At 54.6% G+C, this 21,355-nt stretch carries 19 protein-coding genes and 1 riboswitch; of the genes, 10 read left to right on the forward strand and 9 right to left on the reverse strand.

Annotation, left to right across the window (positions count from 1 at the left end):
* The 7 genes from N512_RS23080 (at nt 1) to N512_RS0113855 (ending at nt 5,561) form a co-directional block, all read left to right on the forward strand.
* A complete protein-coding gene (locus N512_RS23080; protein ID WP_037475104.1) occupies nt 1-1,350 on the forward strand; it encodes an ATP-binding cassette domain-containing protein in 1,350 nt (449 codons plus the stop codon).
* Nucleotides 1,340-2,023 (forward strand): energy-coupling factor transporter transmembrane component T, encoded by a 684-nt coding sequence (locus N512_RS0113830; protein ID WP_028780709.1) that lies wholly within the window; start codon nt 1,340-1,342, stop codon nt 2,021-2,023. The genes N512_RS23080 and N512_RS0113830 overlap by 11 nt, the downstream gene beginning before the upstream one ends.
* On the forward strand, nt 2,010-2,564 hold the full coding sequence (locus N512_RS0113835) for a hypothetical protein (protein ID WP_037475108.1): 555 nt from the start codon (nt 2,010-2,012) through the stop codon (nt 2,562-2,564). The genes N512_RS0113830 and N512_RS0113835 overlap by 14 nt, the downstream gene beginning before the upstream one ends.
* A 13-nt stretch (nt 2,565-2,577) precedes the next feature.
* A complete protein-coding gene (locus N512_RS0113840) occupies nt 2,578-3,309 on the forward strand; it encodes a DNA-binding protein (protein WP_028780711.1) in 732 nt (243 codons plus the stop codon).
* The gene (locus tag N512_RS0113845; RefSeq protein ID WP_025009171.1) at nt 3,310-3,525 is read left to right on the forward strand and encodes a hypothetical protein; all 216 of its coding nucleotides are present in this window, start codon (nt 3,310-3,312) and stop codon (nt 3,523-3,525) included. It abuts the gene before it with no gap.
* Nucleotides 3,526-3,686: 161 nt separating this feature from the next.
* On the forward strand, nt 3,687-4,868 hold the full coding sequence (locus tag N512_RS0113850) for an HD-GYP domain-containing protein (RefSeq protein WP_025009172.1): 1,182 nt from the start codon (nt 3,687-3,689) through the stop codon (nt 4,866-4,868).
* Between the two features lie 75 nt (nt 4,869-4,943).
* Nucleotides 4,944-5,561 carry a paraquat-inducible protein A gene (locus N512_RS0113855; RefSeq protein WP_028780712.1) on the forward strand — a complete coding sequence of 206 codons (618 nt, stop codon included), beginning with the start codon at nt 4,944-4,946 and terminating at the stop codon, nt 5,559-5,561.
* Here N512_RS0113855 and N512_RS0113860 read toward each other — a convergent pair.
* The 4 genes from N512_RS0113860 to N512_RS23085 are packed head-to-tail and all read right to left on the reverse strand — an operon-like array spanning nt 5,552 to nt 11,106.
* Nucleotides 5,552-5,857 (reverse strand): DUF3240 family protein, encoded by a 306-nt coding sequence (locus tag N512_RS0113860; protein ID WP_025009174.1) that lies wholly within the window; start codon nt 5,855-5,857, stop codon nt 5,552-5,554. The two genes, N512_RS0113855 and N512_RS0113860, sit on opposite strands and share 10 nt — an antisense overlap.
* The gene (locus N512_RS0113865; RefSeq protein ID WP_028780713.1) at nt 5,854-8,907 is read right to left on the reverse strand and encodes an efflux RND transporter permease subunit; all 3,054 of its coding nucleotides are present in this window, start codon (nt 8,905-8,907) and stop codon (nt 5,854-5,856) included. The genes N512_RS0113860 and N512_RS0113865 overlap by 4 nt, the downstream gene beginning before the upstream one ends.
* 1 nt (nt 8,908) lies before the next feature.
* Nucleotides 8,909-9,931 carry a hypothetical protein gene (locus N512_RS0113870; RefSeq protein WP_028780714.1) on the reverse strand — a complete coding sequence of 341 codons (1,023 nt, stop codon included), beginning with the start codon at nt 9,929-9,931 and terminating at the stop codon, nt 8,909-8,911.
* The gene (locus tag N512_RS23085; protein WP_051472813.1) at nt 9,928-11,106 is read right to left on the reverse strand and encodes a TolC family protein; all 1,179 of its coding nucleotides are present in this window, start codon (nt 11,104-11,106) and stop codon (nt 9,928-9,930) included. Before N512_RS23085 ends, N512_RS0113870 begins: the two co-directional genes overlap by 4 nt.
* Nucleotides 11,107-11,256: 150 nt before the next feature.
* Here N512_RS23085 and N512_RS0113880 point away from each other — a divergent pair, with 150 nt between their 5' ends.
* Nucleotides 11,257-11,781 carry a helix-turn-helix transcriptional regulator gene (locus tag N512_RS0113880; RefSeq protein WP_025009176.1) on the forward strand — a complete coding sequence of 175 codons (525 nt, stop codon included), beginning with the start codon at nt 11,257-11,259 and terminating at the stop codon, nt 11,779-11,781.
* Between the two features lie 407 nt (nt 11,782-12,188).
* Here the strand turns inward: N512_RS0113880 and N512_RS0113885 are convergent, their stop codons facing one another.
* Together N512_RS0113885 and N512_RS0113890 are read right to left on the reverse strand one after the other, a co-directional pair.
* A complete protein-coding gene (locus N512_RS0113885) occupies nt 12,189-13,112 on the reverse strand; it encodes a YeiH family protein (RefSeq protein ID WP_025009177.1) in 924 nt (307 codons plus the stop codon).
* Between the two features lie 225 nt (nt 13,113-13,337).
* Nucleotides 13,338-13,892 (reverse strand): hypothetical protein, encoded by a 555-nt coding sequence (locus N512_RS0113890; protein ID WP_028780716.1) that lies wholly within the window; start codon nt 13,890-13,892, stop codon nt 13,338-13,340.
* Nucleotides 13,893-14,038: 146 nt separating this feature from the next.
* Here N512_RS0113890 and N512_RS23090 point away from each other — a divergent pair, with 146 nt between their 5' ends.
* On the forward strand, nt 14,039-15,577 hold the full coding sequence (locus tag N512_RS23090; protein ID WP_051472814.1) for a DUF3612 domain-containing protein: 1,539 nt from the start codon (nt 14,039-14,041) through the stop codon (nt 15,575-15,577).
* 104 nt (nt 15,578-15,681) lie between these two features.
* On the opposite strand, the gene N512_RS0113900 is transcribed toward N512_RS23090, so the two are convergent.
* From N512_RS0113900 to N512_RS0113910, 3 genes are all read right to left on the reverse strand, one after another.
* Entirely contained in the window at nt 15,682-15,999 is a 318-nt protein-coding gene (locus tag N512_RS0113900; protein ID WP_025009179.1) for a hypothetical protein, read from the reverse strand.
* 151 nt (nt 16,000-16,150) lie between these two features.
* Entirely contained in the window at nt 16,151-18,061 is a 1,911-nt protein-coding gene (locus N512_RS0113905) for a methyl-accepting chemotaxis protein (protein ID WP_028780717.1), read from the reverse strand.
* Nucleotides 18,062-18,330: 269 nt separating this feature from the next.
* On the reverse strand, nt 18,331-19,980 hold the full coding sequence (locus N512_RS0113910; RefSeq protein WP_028780718.1) for an electron transfer flavoprotein-ubiquinone oxidoreductase: 1,650 nt from the start codon (nt 19,978-19,980) through the stop codon (nt 18,331-18,333).
* 232 nt (nt 19,981-20,212) lie between these two features.
* Nucleotides 20,213-20,348, forward strand: a riboswitch (molybdenum cofactor riboswitch).
* Here N512_RS0113910 and moaA point away from each other — a divergent pair.
* Nucleotides 20,336-21,316, forward strand: a complete 981-nt coding sequence (gene moaA, locus N512_RS0113915; protein WP_028780719.1) for a GTP 3',8-cyclase MoaA — start codon at nt 20,336-20,338, stop codon at nt 21,314-21,316. (Overlaps the previous riboswitch by 13 nt.)
* The last annotated feature ends 39 nt before the right edge of the window (nt 21,317-21,355 follow it).

Genomic DNA, 21,355 nt, shown 5'->3' on the forward strand with positions numbered 1-21,355 from the left:
ATGCGCTTACTCGAACTCGAAGGGATCAATTTCAATCATGGCTGTTTGCAGCCCTTGATATTGAGGGATCTGGATCTAAAAATAGAATCCGGCTCCTGCCACTGCATCAGTGGTCCCACGGGTTCGGGTAAATCCAGTCTGCTGGCCTTACTTGCCGGGTTGCAACGGCGTCCCTGTGAAGGTGGCATTTTCCGCCGTCAGGGGTTGTTGGTGGGCCTGGTGATGCAAGATCCCCAGGTGCAGATACTGCGCCAGACAGTCGGGGCCGAAGTGGCCTTTGCCTTGGAAAACCTCGGTGTGCCCAGCGGCCAGATGATCTCCAGAGTGCAGCATGCATTGCGCCGGGTGGGGTTGTTTGTCTCGCTGGAAACTCAAGTCAGCAAGCTGTCTCTCGGACAGAAATATCGCCTGATGATCGCTGCCCAGTTGGTGAGTGAGCCGGCGGTACTGCTGTTGGATGAACCTTGGGCGCAGTTGGATGACGCCGGTGTCGATGAACTGCTGGCAGTAATCCGTAACCTGCTGGCTGAAGGTATGGCTGTGGTACTGGTGGAGCATAATCCCCAGGCTTTTGCCTCGGTTGTTGAACACTTCTGGTACCTGGACCAAGGGCGCCTGCTATCCGGCAGTTACCGGGTCGAATCCGCCAGCCATTTGAAACACCTGGAGCCGGACCGAAGTCGGGAACTGGTCAGTGCCACTTCATTTGAATTTCGTTATCAGGGGCATTCGCCCCTGTTTGTGTGTCAGCAGGGCCTGTCTTTGGGCGCCGGTGAGCTGGTTACTCTGGTGGGTAACAACGGCTCGGGTAAGAGCAGCCTGCTGAAGGCGATAGCCGGTATTCAACCCGCAGTGGCATCAATGCCACTGCGGGTCTTTGGCCGTAAGCCCAAGCCAGGTGTTTATGGTCCCATGCTGGGCCTGTTGATGCAGCGCCCCAACCGTCAGTTGTTTGAAGCCACAGTCATAGAGGAGATGCAGTTCAGCCTGCGCCGCTTCGACCTGCCGCTGTCCCGGGCCGAGAGCCTGCTTGAGCAGCTCGATTTGCTGCATCTTGCTCAAAGCTCGCCCCACACGCTTTCCTATGGGCAGCAGCACTTGATTGCCCTGGCCTCTATCGCTTGTTTAACCCCCAGCTTGATGCTGTTGGACGACCCCTTGGCGGGGTTGGATGGCAAGCATCTGGGGCAGCTTTGGCAGATACTCAACTATCTGCGGGAACAGGGTGGCAGCATAGTGATTGCCAGCCACAGACCCCTGCCGGGCTTACCTTGTAGTCAGCTGTGGCAGTTGCAACAAGGCCAACTGGAAATCGAGTTTGCCCCAAAGGAGGTTGCCTGTGTGGGCTAAAGGACGGCGCCACGGCCGTGCTTCTCCCAAGGGGCTGGATTTAGGTTTGTGGGGCAGTGCCACAGCCTTGTTCTTGGTAGTGACTCTATCATCGGCAGCCTTTCTCCTGCCTCAGGCGCAGCTTCCTTGGCTGGCGGCCATTAATCTGATCTTGGTGGTTCATGGCATGCTGCAGCGCGGTGCCATAGGCGGGGTAATCCGCTTTGTTCTGCTGCAACTCGGTTTTACTTTGGGGCTGTATGCACTGATGCATGGTGGCGAGCAGCTGGGACAAGGTACCTTGGCTGTAGCCCGTATCACCCTGGCGCTGCTGCCGGGATGGTGGCTATCGGTTACCGTGCGCCCGGAACGGATCGGTGAGGTATTATGCCTGGTCATGCCGGCTAAATGGGCCTTTGTGGTGGCCGCTTCTATAGGTCTGCTGCCCTTTATGACCCAGGAGATCGCCGAGATCTACCAACTGCAGCGGCTGCGGGGAGCGCGAATTGCGCCCAAGCAACTGCTCAACCCCCGCAACTGGCCTGAACTGGCCTACTGTGTGTTATTTCCCCTCTTGATCCAACTGCTTAAATTGGCCAAACAGATGGCGCTTGCCGCCAAGAGTCGCCACTTTGGCCACACTTCCAAGCCGACCCATTGGCAGGACAACCGGAGTGAACATGGCAACAAATAAAATCAAAGGATTTCAATTGCAGGATGCGCTCTTCATCGGCTTTTGTGCCACCTTATTGGTGGCAGTCAAGAGTATGCTCAGGCTGAAACTCGGCTTGTCGGGACATTCTATGTTGCTGATGAGCTTTTTCTATCTCACCTGTTACGGCATTGTCGGACGCATGGGCGCCATGACAGCTTGCGGCGCCTTGGCCGGAGTGGTTGCCATGACCTTGGGCGTGGGCAAAGGCGGCCCGCTTATTCTGCTCAAATTCTTGGTTCCGGCTGTGTCGATGGACCTGGCGCTTTTGCTGCTGGCCAATGCTTTCAACTTGCGCTGGCGTTTCATCGCCCTGGCATTGGTGGGCTGTATCGCCTGGGCCGCTAAAGGGCTGGTAGAGGATTTGCTGGTGGGCATGAGTGAACAGGTGGCCTTGGTGCGCTTTGGTCTCAAGTGTTTGCAAGGTGGAGCCTTTGCCATAGTCGGGGCCCTGCTGGTGCCCCCCGTTTTGAGACGCCTCAAGGCTCACGATCTCCTCCACAAAGATACCCAGACAGATTGATTAAGGTTTATTGATGAAAGATTGGCTGATTTGTATAGACGATACCGATGATATTGGCACCAAAGGCACCGGCGAGATAGCTTCCGAGATTGCTGAATTGTTGACCCAGCAATGCGGGCAAACCTCCCTGGTGACCCGGCATCAGCTCTATGTGCATCCGGATATTCCTTACACTTCCCACAATAGTGCCATGTGCTTTGGTTATCGTGGCGAGCTTACTTTAGAGACGATACGTGAGGTGGCCATAGCTCATCTTCTCAGGGAATCAGCCAGCGCCGCCGACCCTGGGTTGGCGCTCTTGTCTCTGGCCGATTTCAGCGGCCAGGACGCACTGATGGCTTTTGGCCGTGAGGCCAAGCAAGAGGTCAAGACCAAGGAGCAAGCCTACGGCTTGGCCGAACACTTGGGTATCAGTCTCAGCGAGCACGGCGGTACAGGGCAGGGTGTTATCGGCGCGCTGGCGGGCCTAGGGCTCAGGCTCACAGGGAATGATGGCCGAGTAAAAGGCCAACTGAAATTTGGCCAGACAGATGAAGCGGCGCCCTTCAGCGTTGCCGACATACTAAAGCGCTCTGAGCTGGATGGCGTATTGACCACAGATGGTGAGTGGTTGCAGGAAACCGACACTGTCTGGCTCAGCGGCAAGGTCAAAGCGGTGTGGGCCGAGCATAAGTTTGCCCTCCTGGTCAGCAAACGTGGCGCCGAGTGGCACAATGCCGGCAAACAGCAGCTGAAGGAGTTCTGAATGCAGCAATGGTTTGAACTAAAGCAGGGCAAACGCTTGTTTCTCGGTGGCAGCAGCAATCTGCAGGCCGCCCGAGAGGTGGCCGGCCAGTGTGTTTGTTTTGCCGAAGATGACGAAGATGAACAGATAGATGATGTCACTCGCTCCTGTTACAACTGCCAGTATCGCCGCTGGTTGAGTGAAGGCTTTCAATGTCTTGGCCCAATATCTGAATGAGATTGGCATCATAAAGACAAATTTTACCCCCTAGGATGCATAGGCATTTCCGGCTTTGGCTTCTAGAATAAGGCAAAGCCGAGTGACATTTGTTGGAGAGTCGTTAACCCCTGGCAAACGTTTTTCGGATTGAGGCCAAAAGCATTTGCCGGAGTGAAAGAATGACCGATGTGGTATCGACAGCAGCCCTTTTGAAGTTGCCCGTCACTCAATTGGGGATAGGCATGTATGTCTCGGCCATTGAGAACAACGGCCAATTGGCCGTAGCCAATGCCGGCCAGATCAGGAGCCGCCAGGCAATCACTAAACTCAGCAACAGCGGCATCCGCTTTGTCTGGGTCGATGTGGAGCGTTCCAGCGACAACTGTGGCCTGAAAAAACAACGCCCGGCCTTCAATCACCATCCCCGTAAAACCTCGGTGAACCATCAATTGGCAATAGGTCAGGCCAAACAGCTACTGACAGAAGCCAAGGGCTTGGTGCGCAAAGTCCTCAGTGAAACCTTCGAAGGCAAGGCGATAGAAGTCGAGCCGTTTGCGGCACTGGCAGACAATATGATCGAGTCGGTGATGCTCGACTCGGATGCGATGAAGTGCGTTTCTGCGTTGAGATCCAAAGATGCCTACCTGCTGGAACATTCGGTCAATGTTGCCTTCCTGCTGATCACCTTCGGTAAGTATCTCAAGCTAGATCGTGAGATGCTCAGACAGCTGGCCATCGGCGGTATTCTCCACGACATCGGCAAGATCAAGGTGGATAACAAGATACTGCACAAGCCGGGCAAGCTGACGCCGGAAGAGTTTGAGCACATGAAACTGCATCAGGCCTATGCCATCGAGATCATGGAACAGGCCAAGGGCTTGTCTCAAGTGAGCAAGGATGTGTGTCTGATGCACCATGAAAAACTCGACGGCCGTGGTTACCCAAGGGGCCTGAAAGGAGATGCATTGCCGCTGCATGGGCGTATGAGCTGTATCGTGGATATCTATGATGCCCTTACCGCCACCCGCTGCTATAAAGAGGCGATGAGCCCGGCAGCCGCCTTTAAGATTCTGCTCAGTTTGACGCCCTTTCATCTGGATGAGAGCCTGGTGTACGAATTCATCCGTTGTATCGGTGTCTATCCGGTCGGTTCATTGGTGCAACTGTCCGATGGCCGAGTGGGCATAGTCTGGGAATCCAAAGACAGAGATGTGTTGCACCCCATAGTCAAGTGCTTCTATTCATTGAAGTTTAAGCGATATACCGATGTGACCATGGTGGATCTGCAAAAGTCGGATCTCAACATAGACAGAGGTGTATCGCCCAGCTCATTGGATGTCGACCCCAAGCCCTTCTATTGATCTGGCGGTAAACTGGGTAAACTGATGGGCCCGCCGAGTGGTGGGCCTTTTTGTTGAGTTTGTGGAGTGACCCCGATGCGCCGAATTTTACCTATCATGACCCTGTTATTGTCGCTGGCCTTGCTGATCCCCGGGGTGACTCAACCTATTTTGAGTGTCAGCGGCACGGTGGAAAAGGCCGAGCTGACCGAAGCCGGGTTGGACATGATTGCCGAAGCCGTCAGTGATGGTTCCGGACGCGACAGTGCCAGGGGAATGCTGGCGATGATTAGCGGTATGCTGGGGCTGAACAATCTTCAAGGTGAAATGGAGGTGTTCAACAAGACCCGCAGTATCTGGGGCACAGTGACCGAGCTGCATCAACACGGCAATACTCTGGTGGCGGCGCTGGTGATGCTGTTTTCCGTGATAGTGCCGGCCTGCAAGCTGGGGCTGATGCTGCTGGCTCAGGCGCCGCTGTCCAGTAAGGTGCTGCAGATCATCGACAGTATTACCGCGGCCATTGCCAAATGGTCCATGGCCGACGTATTTGTGGTGGCGCTTATCATCACCTATATGGCCGGCAACGCCTCGGCCGGCATGGGGGATTTGGTTCACACCCACGCCAGCCTGGAGTCGGGCTTCTGGTTCTTTCTCGGTTATTGCCTGTTGGCCATCGCCGGCCAGTATTGGCTCAAACCCCGTCAGTCCTGACCCAGTACGCCGTCTGTCGCTATCGGTACTATCCAATAGCGGCAGGGGTTGTGGCGGCAAACTTCCGCCAGGGTTTGCAACAGCGCCTGCTGTGACTCTTGCGGGTGCATCACCTCAAACTTGTAGAATTCCCGATAACCTTCCACCTGTTCCTTGAGATTGAAGTGGCTGTGCTCGCGGCTGAAGCCACAGATATTGATCAGGCTGAAGCCGGAGAGGTAGTCCAGCGACATCAGGGTGTCGACCACATCGTCTTTTAGATTGTGCTGCACTATCAGCACCAAGAGTTGTTTCATTGGCGTTTCTCCAGGGTTTGATACAGCAGTGGCAACAGATAGAGGGTGGTGATAGTGGAGGTGATCAGCCCGCCTATGACCACAATTGCCAGCGGCCTTTGAATTTCGGCGCCGGGCCCGGTGGCAAAGGCCAGCGGGATCAGGCCGAACATGGCGGTGGTGGCCGTCATCAGAATCGGCCGTAGTCGGCGGGCGGCCCCCTGTTCGACCCGCTCACTGAGGCTGGCAAACAGATGCCGCGACTGTTCATAGTAGCTGACCATCACCACGCCGTTGAGCACGGCTACCCCCAGCAGGGCGATAAAGCCCACTGAGGCTGGCACCGACAGGTATTCGCCCGAGATAAACAGGCTGAAGATACCGCCCATCATGGCAAAGGGGACGTTGGCCAGGATCAGCAAGGCCTTGGAGATATTGCCGAAGGTGGTGAACAGGATCAGGTTGATCAGCATCAGCGCCACGGGCACCACCAGCAACAGGTTACGGGTTGCCCGTTGCTGGTTCTCGAACTCGCCACCGAAATTCAGGCTGTAACCGCTGGGCAGAGACAGTTCAGCGGCCAGCTTGCCCTGTAGTTCTTCAACAAAGCCGACGATATCGCGGCCGCTGACATTGGTGGTGACCACGGCAAAGCGGTTGCCTTGCTCGCGCTCAATCAGTATCGGCCCTTCGCGATAGCTTATTTGCGCCAGTTCACCAAGGGGCCTGAGGCTGGCATCCGGCATTACCAATAGCCTTTGCTCCAGTTGCGGCAGGCTGTTGATACCATCTGCTGCCTGGGCGATCAGCACGGGAGTTCGCTTCTTGCCCTGGATTATCTCGGTTATGGCCAGGCCTTCCAGTTGGCTCTTGAGATAGCGGCCAAACTCATCGGCACTCATGTTGTAACTGCGGGCCAAACCCTCCTTGAGACGGAGGTTGATAAAGGGGCTGCCTTCGGTCATGGCGGTTTTGACATCCTGACTGCCGCGAGTGGCGCTGGTCAGGTGTGCCGTCTCGCTGGCCAATCTTGAAAGCGTCTCAAGATCTTCACCGAAAATTTTAATTGCCACATCGCCTATGCTGCCGGTAAGCATCTCGGAGACCCGCATCTGGATTGGTTGGGTGAAGTTGAAATTGATCCCCGGAAACTTGAGCACTTCGGTGCGTATGGCATCGATAAGCTCCTCCTTGCTGGCAAAGCGCCACTCCTCCACGGGTTTAAGTTCCATGAAGACATCTGTCTCATTCAGCCCCATGGGATCCAGCCCCAGTTCATCGGCGCCGGTGCGGGCGACCAGTTGGCGTATCTCGGGCACAGTGGCCAGTAGGTGCTGCTCTATCTGAGTATCCAGTGCCAGCGAGGCCTGCAGCGAAATCGATGGGGACTTCTCCAACTGCAGAATAATGTCACCCTCATCCAGGGTCGGCATAAAGGTTTTACCCACCTGAGTAAACAGCCCCAGGCTCAGTACCAGTGCCACCAGTGCCGTGGCGCAAAAAGCCTTACCGTGCTGTAACACCCACTGCAGACTGAGCAGGTAGCACGCCTTGAGCCAGCCGATGGCCTTGGGTTCGTTGGCCGCTTTTTCATTGACCAGATAGGAGGCCAGCACGGGGATCACCGTCAGCGACAGTGCCAGTGCCGACAGCATGGCAAACACTATGGTGATAGCCACTGGGGTGAACAGTTTGCCTTCGAGGCCGCTGAGGGTCAGTAGCGGTGAGAAGACTATGATCACTATCAGGGTGCCGGAAACCACAGGCACGGCCACATCCTTGGTGGCGCGGTAGATGAGGTGCAGCCTGGGCAGGCGTTTGCCGCCGGCAATTTGGTTGACCATGTTCTCCACCACCACCACGGAGGAGTCCACCAACATACCGATGGCGATCACCAGACCGCCGAGGCTCATCAGGTTGGCCGACAGATTGAAGTAGCGCATCAGCATAAAGGTGGCCAGTGCCGCCAGTGGCAGCGACAGTGATACCACCAGCGCAGCCCGCAAGTTGCCGAGAAACAGCGCCAGTAACAGAATAACCAACACCACGGCTTCAAACAGGGCATCTGAAATGGTGCCTATGGCTGTGCCTATCAGGTTGGCCCTGTCGTAGAACACATTCAGCTGGCTGCCTGGGGGCAGGGTCTTTTCTATCTGGGCCAGCTTTTCCCGTACCTGTTTGATGACTTGGTCGGTATTGGCATCCTTGAGGCCGACGATCAAGGCCTCTGTGGTTTCTTCACCATTACGGGTCACGGCGCCGTAGCGGCTGAGATGGCCTATTTCGACCCTGGCGAGGTCCTGCAGGCGATAGCTGCCGCCCTGATTGGTGGCAATCACCAGTTGTTGCAGGGCTTCCAGTGAGTCGATGCGCCCTTCGGTGCGAACCGTCAGGTTATCTGTGCCTAGCGTGATGCGTCCGGCGCCCGTGTTGCTGTTGTTGCTCTCGATACGGGCTATCAGTTCTTCCTGGCTGATACCGGCCTGAGCCAGGGCGACGGGATCCGGGGTGATCTGCAGTGTCTTGGCAAAACCGCCGAGAATGTTGACATCGGCGACTCCGGGCACGGTACGCAGCAGCGGCCTGACTTCCCATTCCAGCAACTGACGGCGCTCCAGCAGCGACAGCGAGGGATTCTCCAGCGAGAACATGAAGATTTCACTGAGCGGGGTGCTCATGGGGGCAACGCCGCCTTCCAGATCGGCGGGCAACTTGTCCCATACCGCCGCCAAGCGTTCACTCACCTGTTGTCTGGCCCAGTAAATATCTGTGCCTTCGTTGAAGTCCAGAGTGATGTCGGTAATTGCATACTTGCTGGTGGAACGCAGTATCGCCTGCTTGGGGATCCCCAGTAGCTCAGTCTCAACCGGTACTGTCACCTGGGCCTCTATCTCTTCGGCTGTCATGCCGGGAGCCTTGAGGATGATTTTCACCTGGGTCGGCGAGATATCCGGAAAGGCGTCCAGCGGCAGCCCCAGCCAGGAATAGGCGCCGGCGCCACAGAGCAGCAGCGCTGTTATCAGGGTAAACAGCCTTTGAGTCAGGGAAAAACGGATAATGGCACTGAGCATGCTATTCGCCCCCCAAACCCAGGAGTATGCCTTTGACGGCCGCCACTGAGTCGCTCAGTACCTCGGCACCGACCAGTGTCTCATTGGGCGCCAGGAAGTAGCTGTCGGCGCTGGCACCTATCACTTGCACGTCGGTTGGCCGCAGCTTGTTTTGGCTGTGACTCAGCACCTGGCTGCCAGTGCCCCAGGAATAGAGGCTCTGTTTGGGTACCACCAAGGCATTGATGGCCTGCAATGGGATAACCTGTAATTGCTGTCCGGGTTGCAGGCCGCAGCTTGGGGGAACGGCCTGGCTCCAGGCGTCGACAAAGCCCTGTTTGGCCAGCTGGTCCTTGCGACTTATCTGCAGTTGGCACTCTCCGGCCATCACGGCATTGACACTGTCTTTCTGGGCCAGGGGTAAACGCAGTTTAAGCCTGAGTTCGTCGGCTGGCAGTATCCCCAGCAGAGGGGCGCCGCTCATCAGCGGTTCACTGCTATCGCCGTATTGCAGCAATCCGGCCATGGGCGCGTGCAATATCAGAGTCTCAGGACTCTCCCCCGGCTTAAGCAATTCACTGAAATGCTGCAGGTGTTCATATTGCAGCAAAGCGTCGAAATACTGCCGGCTTATCTGCGACCAGGTTTCGGCACCTATGGCGCCGTTGGCCCGCAGCTTTTGATTGCGACCATAGCGTTGCTTGGCGAGCTTGAATGCCGCTTCAGCGGCGGCAAATTGCAGCTGAAAGTGGGCAATTTCGGCGCCCTTAAGTTGCACCAGCGCTTGGCCTTCATCGACCCATTCTCCTTCGGCCACCAACCAGCGTCGTTGTTGGATGGTTTCCGGTGCCGTGAGATAGAAGCTGCTGCCGGGCTGAGCCGCCAATATTGCCGGTACAGGGGCAGCCTCTATCTGTTGCACCTGGTTCACTGAGGTAAAGCTGAGTGTCAGCTTGCCTAGGTCCGCAACCGAGATTTCCTGCGCCCACAGCGGGGAGAAGAACAGTGTCGACACCAGTGTGCCAACCAGGGTTTTAGGGGTCATAGGGTAACTCCGAGCGCTTGCAGTTGTTGGGAATGCAGCTGGGCTTGTGCCAGCTGGTTGAGCGACAGCCTGGCTTGGGTATCCAGGGCCTCAAGATGGCGCCGCAGCCAGGACTCATACTGGGCTGGTCCTTGTTCGGCCGTGGTCAGCAGGGTTTGGCTGAGCTGTTTGCTCAGCTGCACGGCTTGCTCCAGCCCTTGCTGCTCTTGTTGTAGCTGGGCTTGACGACGTTTGAGTTGCTGCAACTGCAGTTGGCTCTGCAGTCGCTGCTGTTGTTGCTGTTGCTCCAGTTGCAGCCTTTGTTGCTGCAACTCGCCAAGCTGTTGCTGGCTCAGGCCGTTGCCAACAGGCAAGGGGATCTCCAGTGCCAGACCCAGAGACTGTTCATCTTGTCCCAGAGTTGCAGTGTTTTTGGCCGTGACAGACACCAGCCAAGGAGTGTCATCTCCTTCGAGTTGGGCGTTTGTGGTGAGCTGCTGACGTTGCTGCTGCAGTGCCAGCAATTGCCACATGGGATGCCCGGCTCCGGCATCATCCGGCAGTGGGGTGTCACTTTCATCCAGTGACGGCAGCTGTTGCAGTCCGGTCAGGCGTATGAGTGCCTCATTGGCTTCTTGTTGTTGTTGCTCCAGTGGGAGTTTAGTGAGCGACAACTCCAGCAGTTCTCGTTTTAGCAGCAGTACCGCAGTTGCCGGCATTTCACCACTTCGGCTCAGGGCCTGTTGCCGTTGCAGCAGTTGCTGCAGTACCTGTTGCTTGTGGCGCAGTTGCGCCAGCTCTTGCTCGGCTTGTGCCTGTTGCCACCAATACTGACGCAACATGCCAGAGAGATAGAGGCGCTGCAGTTGGCTCTGCAATTCCAGCATGCGTTCGTTAATGGGCTTGAGTTTGGCATTCTGGCGCTGCATGGCTGGCGACTGAAAAGGCAGGTTGAGCGAGAGCTCCTGCTCATAGCTGTTGTGGCTTTCCAGGCTGCCAAGGTGGCTCAAACTGATGCTTGGCAAGCCTGTCAGCCAGTCCGAGCTGTGATATATTGGAGCCAATTGTGCCGAAGATGTGTGCAGCCTGTTTTGACTCAGGGACAAAAGGGCGTCTCTGTCTGTTTCCGGGGCCGCTCTCAGCTGAAACACCATTAACAGCAGGCTACAACCCAGATAGAGGGGGCGGATTTTCATGGGAGTGTCTCTTGGGGAAATACCAGCCGCCAGCCTGGCACTGATTTGGCCTGTCGTCTTCGGCGACCTGTATCATATTTGCACTTATGGGACATATGTACCATAAGTTAACTGCATGTTTTTGAAGCTTATTAATCGGGAGTTGCGTTAATGAAGGATCTGGTGATGATAGTGCTGCTCAGTGTGATCATGACGCTGAATCTGCTGGATGTGTTGTCAGATATGCAACTTGGTGTGCCGACTTATCACATAGTGCAGGAGAGCATTTTGGTGGCGCTTTCCGCCTGTGGTGCCCTGTATATCAGTGTTGATCTGATCCGCCGCAGCCGGGAGATGCAGTTACTCAAGTCAAAGTTGGCCAATGCCGATGCCAGGATCTGCAATATCTCCAGTCGAATGCAAGCCGCCCGCCAGGAATACACCCAGGCGGTACAGCAACAATTTGAGCTCTGGTCGCTGACCCGCAGTGAGCAGGAAGTGGCTTTATTACTGTTGAAGGGCTTGAGTTTCAAAGAGATTGCCAGTGTTCGCAGCACCAAGGAGAAGACGGTGCGGCAGCAGGCATCGGCAATTTACGCCAAGGCGGATGTTGATGGCCGCCATACTTTCTGTGCCTGGTTTATGGAAGACTTTATTCAACCCGTTGCTAGCGCCGATACTTCACAGGCGGCCTAAGACGCGGGTGGCATCTGTCGCTTTGAAGCGACTTTACACGCATTTCTTGAAGCTAATCCTGCGGCGGCTGAGCAAGTAGGATTAGGCATTTCCCCCCCGGCAACTTTCCTCCTTGCTACCAGGCTATCCCCGTCACAGAGGGTGGGTTTCCTGCCAGTTAATGCATATAAAAAGGTATAAAAAATTTTTTCTTAGTGCTTTGGGTTCTTTATTATTGAGAATCGATATTGGCACCCAGGCTCCACAGACACCAATAATAGCGGCATTATTTAACTGTGGAGGTGGCGGTGAAGCCTGGCTATATCCTGCTGTTTCTCTTACTGGTGGTACTGGCATCGACCCAGACCCAAGGCTTGTTGCGGGCTCTGATAGAACTCAGCGCCTTCGCAGGCTTTTGTTACCTGTTTTCAACCCTGCCAGAGAATATAGCCAAGAGACGAGCTGCCGATAAACAGCCAGAGAATCACTCCAAGAAGTAAGGGCTTACTACCACTCTGCTGTAGTTTCCTGAAGGTGATACCACAGCCAATCAGGAACAAACACACCACCAGGGTACGCTTCGCCAGCTCAAATAGCTCCTGATAGATAAATTGGCCCTGAGGTAACAAACTGGTGATGGCAATAGCCAGGCAGTAAAACAGAATAAACCCGGGAATATTGAGTTTACCCTTGCCACCAAACAACAAGGCGCTGATTGCCGCCAGAGGCACTATCCACAAGGCACGTGCCAGTTTGATGGTGGTCGCCGTTTTGAGTGCTTCTTCACCGTAGGCGGATGCGGCGCCCACCACGGACGAGGTGTCGTGAATGGCGATGGCGCTCCAAACTCCGAAGTCATGTTGGCTCAGCTGCAGCAGATGACCTATCACGGGAAAAACAAACAGGGCAACCGAGTTAAGTACAAAGACGCAGGCCAGTGCAATGGCGGTTTGTTCGTTGCGGGCATTGATAGCCGGTGCCACCGCGGCGATGGCGCTGCCACCACAGATGGCGGTGCCACTGGCAATCAAGTGACCGACTCGTCTATCCAACCCCAAAACCCGAGTCAACGCCGTGCCCGCCAGCAGGGTCAGCAATATTGATCCCAGGATTAACGGCAAGTTGCCTACAGAGGCGTCGATCGCCTGTTGCAGCGGAATGCCAAAACCCAGACCGACAATGGAGATGGCCAGCAGTTTTTTGGTCAGTTTCCCCAGATCCCAGTCCGATGGCAACCAGCCGAGATTAGCCAGCACAAATCCCACCAAGAGTGCCAGAGGTGAGGAGATTGCGGGGTGTAGGCAGGCGATGGCAAGCAGGCAAAACAGCCACTTTTTCTGCAGTTGGCTCATGGACAAGAGATAGCAAGATTCCGGGAGCGTTAGTATAAGTGAGGCAAAATGCTAGGAAAACTAAAATTAACTTAATGTCCAGCGTAAGTTTTACTGAATCTCTGACTAAGACAACAGGATCAGGGAAGCCAGTTTCCCGATCCTGAGTCTATGTCACGTCTGGCAGAAGTTTGCTGTGCCTTTTGCTGTGTCTAATAAGGCCAAGCCTATGACGCTCTGTTGCGATTAGACCCGTGAAGACAACTGATATTCATGGCCATCTTTGGTGGTAAAGCGTTTGCAACTCTTGTTGCTGCGTGGTTGACCGCCATCATTATGCAACAGGCTAATCCACTCACGCTTGAGTCTGTTTTCCTGGCAGCGACCATCGATGAGACAGCGTTCCAGCTGAATGTCTTCAATGGCAGCACAGTCGCGGCTGCCGATGCAGCCCTGACGATCAAAGCTCAGTTCCAGGTGACAGCCGCAATCATCCTTGAGCAGTATGGCTTCTGGCTCGCTGCGGTGGCCGCTCAGGGCGACAAACTGTTGTGGCTGTTTGAGGCCACACTGGCTGCCATCGGCAAAGCAGGCCAAGAGATGCTGATAGTAGACCACATAGCAAACCACCTCGGCATGTGAGCCGTTTGCCAGTGGGAATAGCCGGTCAAGCAGTTGCTTGGCATTGGCCTTCTTGTCGGCGATATGGCGTTCACCGAGTGCTTCCACGGCAAAGACGGCTTCGGCGATGAAAGGGTTGTGCTCTTGATTGATTTTTTGCTGCATAGTGGAGATGTTCATCGTCTCGCCCTCGTGTTTTGCTTTCCTTGACCTGATGGCACTGTCGCCTCATGGCCGGACAATTCCTGTGAATTGCTTAATTTGTAGGCTAGCGTTTTTTTGATTACAATTTCACAATAAAAATTTTACAGTGTGAATTTTACAAAATGCGCCAAGACCAAAGCCTGATCCGTAAGTCACATTTTCTGGGTACTAAAATAAGAAACCTCAGAAAGCGCAATCACTTAACTATGGAAGACTTGTCGGCACGCTGTGTCAGGGTCGATCCTGAGTCGGCGCCGTCTGTGTCATACCTGTCGATGATCGAAAGGGGCAAGCGTGTTCCCAGCGCTGGTATGCTGGCGGTCATAGCCGCAGTTTTTCAGAAAGAGGTGAGTTGGTTTCTGGACGATGCGCCGGAGGAGCAGGCTATCACTCCGGACAAAGGGCGGCGCGGTGGTGTCAGTGGTATGCCGCTGGAGCCGGGCTTCCTGTTTTCCAATGATATTTTGCAGATAGCCATTCCCGAGATGCTGTCACAAACGGGGATCAGCGGCCGCCAGTTTGCCCACCTGTTGATCCGCGCCCATCAGGAACATCATCAAAACCATTTCCCCGATCTGGAACGGGCCGCCGAAGAAGTAGGTAAGAAGCGTCTGCCCTTGTCGGTAGAAGAGATGCTGGATCTCGCCGCGGCGCAGGGACTGAAGATCCAATGGTTCGCTCGGCCGGCAAAACTGCTGACGGATGCCCAGGGGATCAGTGCCGGGGAGTTGGTGACTTCCTACATGGAGCCGCCGGGAACGCTATTTCTCAACGAGATCCTTAAGTCTCAACCAACCAGGCTCAAGTACGATTTGGCGGTGCATATAGGTCACTGTGTGCTTCACAATCGCGATGGGCTGAGCAATGTGTTGACCGTGGGCCGCAGTGGTTTCAGTGAAACCGATCCCCAGATCCAGAGTTCGTCTCTCAATGCCCAGGATATTCTCCAGGCCTGGCGTGGCTTTGAGGCCAGTTTCTTTGCCGGGGCCTTGCTCTGCCCCAAAGTAGCATTCAGGCAACTGCTGGACAGATACGGCTACGAGATCGATGCTCACCGGCTGGCGGGGGTTTCTCCCTCGGTAGCGATGCGGCGTATGACTGTGGTTTCACCTTATCCTCACTGGCATTATTTCGATGCCTATGCTCCGGGCAAGCTAAAAGCTGTGTATCGGGGCAACGGTATTCCGCTACCCTGGGGGAATATGCGGGCGGTGGCCGACCCTTGTCAGCACTGGGCGGTATTTCGGATGATCACCGAGCCCAAGGAGGGCAGTTCGGCGCAGATATCCATTCTGGATGTGGAGCAACAACCCAGGATCTATTGCTGTGAATCGGTCAAGGTAGAAGACTTGGCCGGTAATCATCATGTGCTCTGTGCCGGAATAGATCTCAATCCTGCCATTGAGGCCCAGGGGGAGGATGCCTTGTCATTGGCGCAAGCTCTTAAACAGGCTTGTGTCGAGCAGGGCGGAGAAGGTGCCATTCCCAGAAAGATAAAACAGCGACTGCTGACAGTAGCGCGGATACTCAATATTAATTGGGTCGAGCGTGGTATCGCCGGCGATGCCAGATTGATCTGCTCCAGAGGTGCAGTTTGCCCAAGACGCCCCACCTGCTATGGCGAGCAGCCTGAGGTGAGTTTTCCCTGGCCCAAACAATAACCTTGGAACACTAGCAGAACTTTGGGTTGGTAAACACAGGCCATAGATAACTTATATTCATCTATAGTCTGTCTTGAATAGCACTGGACTTAACGGGTTTTAGCTCACTCTAATATGGCCATTACAAAGCCTATGGTCAACAGAATAGCCATGATCAGTCTAAGGCTGCTCTGTTGTTTCTGATAACGAATAATCACAGGATCTTGGCTGTTGGCCAGAGTGCCAGACTCCAGCGACTGTTTGACTCTTATCGCTATATTTGGTGAATCATTTTCATCTGTATGAGCCAGTTCAGGATACTGAACCCGTATATGTTTCAGTAGCTGCTGCCAACGCCAAAGCTGCAAGACAAAGAAGAGTCCTGCCAGAATAAACATCAGCCAGGCGATATGTGACAGCGCCCATTCTATCTGTGGTTCCATGAATACTCTTTTATTAGCCGAAAGATAGTTGCGGCTATGTTATACCAATCAGCAGCAAGATTCAGGAGTTGCATGTGTACTCAAGGCTTTGCGGGAATGAGGTTCAGTATTCCCAACGGCAGTTGCAAGGCTGCCGTTGGGGAACCTGAGGTTAAACCTTGAAGCGGGCGACTAAAGTATCCAGCCTATGGGCCAGATTATTGAGTGCGTCACTGGCCGCGGCGGCGGCTTCGGCGGTCTCGGCTGTTCGCTGGGTTATCTCATTGATCTCACTGACGTTACGATTGATATCCTCCACTACAGTGGATTGCTCCTCTGTGGCCGCCGCCACTTGGATATTCATATCGCTTATCTGGGCAATTTGTCCTGAAATACCGCTGAGCGCCTGGCTGGCTTCATCCACGGCCTGAACGCCTTCACGGGAGCGATTACGGCTCAGCTCCATGGCACTGACGGCTCTGGCGGCTTCGGCCTGCAACTTATCTATCATTACCTGCACTTCATCGGTTGAGGCCGCGGTGCGGGAAGCCAGGTTTCGGACTTCATCGGCCACGACCGCAAAACCACGGCCGGCTTCACCGGCCCGAGCCGCTTCGATGGCGGCATTTAGTGCCAGTAGGTTGGTTTGCTCCGAGATGGCACGGATCACATCCAGAATGCCGCCGATGGATTTGGTATGGGTCGCCAGAGACTCGATTACTTCGCCGACCTGAGCCACATCCTGCGACAACTGGTTAATGGTATCCCGGGCGCGGGTCACCACCTGTTGGCCGGTGGCCGATTCGCTGTCGGCATCTTTGGCTGTTACCGCCGCCTGGGCCGCATTGGCGGCAATCTCGTTAACGGTTGCCCCCATTTCGTTGATGGCGGTCACCACCATCATGGTGCGGTCTTTCTGATCCTGGCTGTCGCTCATGGTCTGCTGGGCCTGCGCCGAGACATCCTTGGCCGATAACCCCAACTGTTCGCTGGTGGCGGCCACTTCGACCACAGAGTCCTGGATCTTGGAGATAAAGCTGTTGAAGCCCTTGGCCAGTTGGGCTATTTCATCTTCACCCTCGACCGGCAGACGTTGGCGTAAGTCGCCTTCGCCTTCGCCTATGTCGCGGAACATTTCCGCCACCTTGCTGATGGGGCGGCTAACAGAGCCGGCCACTATCACAGCCAGGAAGATGAAGCCGGCGGCAATCAATGCTGTCCATAACAGAATCTGGTAGGCGGCCTCTTGCAACAGAGCAAAGATTTCCCCTTGAGGAACCTGAGCCACCAGATACCAATCCATTGACGGAATATAGCTGCTGGCAACCAGCATATCGGTACCATTGACTTCGGTTTCGAGCAACTGGAAGTCGCTCTTATTCAACAGTTTACTGACATTGCCTGGGTAGAGATCCTGCAAGTTACGTTTGCCTGTCAGACTCTTGTCCGGATGCAGTTGGATCTTGCCCTGATTGTCGGTGAGGAACACATAGCCGCTCTGCTCAATCTTGAAGGAGTTGAGCAGGCGCACCATATCGTCGAGTGACTTGGCCAGCCCCACCAGGCCACGACCGTTGGGCTGTTGATAGTTAATGAAGAGTTTGACCTCGCCGTTGGCTTCGGTGAACACATTCAACATGCGTTCCTGGCGACTGTCTCTGTAGTTGAAGAACCAGCCGTCCTGCTGTTGATTGAGGATCCGCAGGAAACCGTCCTGGGTGTAATAGGCCGCCGTCTCGCGGTCGGCGTAGGAGGCTTGCGCCAAATGATACTGACGGGTCATGTCCTTGAGTTGTGAGATGACCAAGGGGACTTCGGCTTCGGGACGCCCCTGTTCCAACCAGTGTTTGAGCATCTGACTGTGGGCCAGTTGCTCGGCACCGTTCATCAGTGTACTGATCTCCAGATCCAACTTATTGCGGATCTGCAGCATCAAGCTGGGCAGCTCGGAACCGAGCATACGTTGTTCGACAACTTCACGGGCACTGCGCTGGCTGAGCACACCAACTAAAATAGTCGACATCAGCACGGCCAGAGTCACCGTCAGTAAAATCTTTTGTTTGATGGTAAGCATGAGTTTCATAGCGATCGCCTATCCATATCCTTATTAATGTGGACAACAGCATTAATTAGCCGGCGTTGGTTACGGCCGCGAGCTAACACAGTGGCAGGGACTTTCCCTTAAGTCTTTGTAGAGTATAGGCATGCCAGCTGTTTTATGGGGCTGGATCTTATTGTAGAACCGGGATTATGACTAAAAATTGCCCTTGCTTCAATAGAGCCTAATGTTGCGTTCGGTAAATAAAAAAACGCGCCCTATAAAGACGCGTTTTTGTGGTTTAGGTTAATCAATTACATATTGGGATAGTTGGGACCACCGCCTCCTTCGGGCGTCACCCAGGTGATGTTCTGGCTGGGGTCCTTGATGTCACAGGTCTTGCAGTGAATGCAGTTCTGGCTGTTAATCACAAACTTGGGTTGCCCCTCGTCTTCAACCACCTCATAGACACCCGCAGGGCAGTAACGCTGCGCCGGTTCATCGTATTTCACCAGGTTGACCGCAATAGGGATGTTGGCATCTTTCAAACGCAGATGGCAGGGCTGATCTTCCTCGTGGAAGGTATTGGAAAGATACACTGAAGATAGCTTGTCGAAGCTAAGCTTGCCGTCCGGCTTGGGGTAGTCAATCTTGCTGTAGGCGCTGGCTTCGCCCATCTGGGCATAGTCGGGATGCTCATCTCTCAGGGTCACAGGGAACTTGCCGCCGAACCAGTTTTGATCGATATAGTTAAAGGCTCCACCCAGGAAGGTGCCGAACTTGTGCATGGCCGGGCCGAAGTTACGCGAGCGGTAAAGCTCATCAAAGAGCCAGCTCTGTTCCATCCGCTCCTGGAAGCAGTCGAGATCTTTTCCGCCTTCAACCCCGGCAATAAGGCCTTCGGCCAGAGTCTCGGCCGCCAGCATACCGCTCTTGATGGCGGTGTGGGTGCCCTTGATCTTGGCGAAGTTGAGTGTCCCGGCATCACAACCTATTACCAGACCGCCTGGGAAGCTCATCTTGGGCAGAGAGTTGAGACCCCCCTTGGTGATGGCGCGGGCACCATAGCTCAAACGCTCGCCGCCACTTAAGGTCTTGGCGATGACAGGGTGGGTCTTGTAACGCTGAAATTCATCGAAAGGGCTCAGATGCGGGTTCTTGTAGTTGAGGTCGATGATCAGCCCCACGGCAACCTGGTTGTCTTCCATATGGTAGAGGAAACCACCACCGCTGGCGCCTTCCAACAGCGGCCAGCCGCCACTGTGAACCACTTTACCTTGTTGGTGTTGCTCGGCAGGGATTTTCCAAATCTCTTTGAAGCCTATGCCGTAGTGCTGTGGTGTCTTGCCGTTATCCAGGTGGAATTTTTCTATCAGCTGCTTGCCTAGATGGCCGCGGCAGCCTTCGGCAAACACAGTATATTTGGCGTGTAATTCCATGCCCGGCATATAGCTGTCTTTGGGCTGGCCATCGGCGCCTATGCCCATGTCGCCAATCAGTATGCCCTTGACGCTGCCATCTTCATTGAACAACAGCTCGCTGGCGGCGAAACCGGGGAATATCTCCACTCCCAGGCCTTCGGCTTGCTCGGCCATCCAGCGGCAGAGATTACCGACGCTGATAATATAGTTGCCATGGTTGTGCATGGTCTTGGGTACTAAGCTGTTGGGCAGATGTTTGGCATCTTCGGCCGACTTGAGCAGATAGATTTCATCTTCTGTAACCTGGGTATGCAGGGGCGCTCCCAACTCTTTCCAGTCACCGAAGAGTTCTTCCAATACGCTGGGTTCAAAGACGGCGCCGGAGAGAATATGCGCGCCAACTTCAGAGCCTTTTTCGACCACACAGACACTGATCTCTTTGCCGCTGTCTTTGGAGATCTGCATCAAACGGCAAGCCGTAGCCAGTCCGGCGGGGCCTGCACCGACGATAACAACATCGAATTCCATTGATTCGCGTTCCATCATGTCACCTCTATCCTTCAAAGTCCCCCGATGTAAACGGGTGTTTTATTTTTATCCAGCTCCAACCTTACCTGAAAATCCATCCAGGGCACAGTATTTGATCGGAAAGCAGCACAGGGATTAGATGAAATTTCTGAGTGAGACCTGTCACAAAAAGTCCACGCAGATTTGAGCCAAGTCGGGAAATACATTTTTAGGGGTATGGTTCGCCCCCCTTTTCGTCCTATAATTGGCGCAGACGGTTCTCCGAGCTTTTGGTCCTACGTCAGTGAAGATATGGTCCTTTAGCCGTGGCAATTTTGCCACCGGGGTGAGCAAAGAAATGCCCTCACCTCCCTGACTTGGAAAGGTGATCATGTCCCAGTTACAAGACAATTTTGGTCGAAGATTTCACTATTTGCGGATGTCAGTCACTGACGTCTGTAACTTCAAATGCAGTTATTGCCTGCCGGATGGTTATCGCCCGGAGGGCAAGCCCTCTTTTCTGACGCTCAGCGAGATTGAGAATCTGGTTGCCGCCTTCGCCAAAGTAGGTACCCGCAAAGTGCGGATCACAGGTGGCGAGCCTACGCTGCGCAAAGACTTTACCGATATCATCCGTGCAGTTGCCGACAACAGCGAAATTCACACTATCGCCACAACCACCAATGGTTATAGGCTCGAGAAGCACGCCAAAGAATGGTACGACGCCGGGCTGAGGCGGATTAACGTGTCTGTGGACAGCCTGGACCCCAGGATGTTTTATCAGATCACCGGCGAGAACAAGTTCGATGAGGTCATGCGCGGTATCGATGCGGCGCTGGAAGCCGGCTTTGAGCGGGTCAAGATCAACGCCGTGCTGCTCAAGGATCTCAACGACAAGGATCTGCCGCGTTTCCTGCATTGGATCAAACATACCCCCATAGATCTGCGTTTCATCGAGCTGATGGAAACCGGGTTGGGTCACGACTATTTCAAGGCGCATCACCTGGCCGGAGCCGATATTAAGGCCAGACTCGAGGCCGAAGGTTGGCAGTATGATCAGCCCGCGGCTGAAGATGGCCCGGCGCAAAACTTCAGCCATCCTGATTATCGTGGCCGTATCGGGCTCATCATGCCTTATGCCAAAAACTTCTGCGCCAGCTGCAACAGGTTGCGGGTTTCTGCCAAGGGTAAGCTGCACCTGTGTCTGTTCACCGAACATGGTGTCGATCTTCGGGATCTGCTTCAGAGTCCTGAACAGCAGGATGAGTTGATTGCCCGTTTGCATCAGCAGTTGCAGCAGAAGAAAGAAACTCACTATCTGCACCAAGGCATTACCGGTGTGACCCAACACCTGGCCTCTATCGGCGGTTGAGGGTGGCGCTCGTTTGGGCGCCAGATACTTGTCATCGCC

The sequence above is a fragment of the Shewanella sp. 38A_GOM-205m genome, assembly GCF_000518445.1.
Taxonomy (GTDB): domain Bacteria; phylum Pseudomonadota; class Gammaproteobacteria; order Enterobacterales; family Shewanellaceae; genus Shewanella; species Shewanella algae.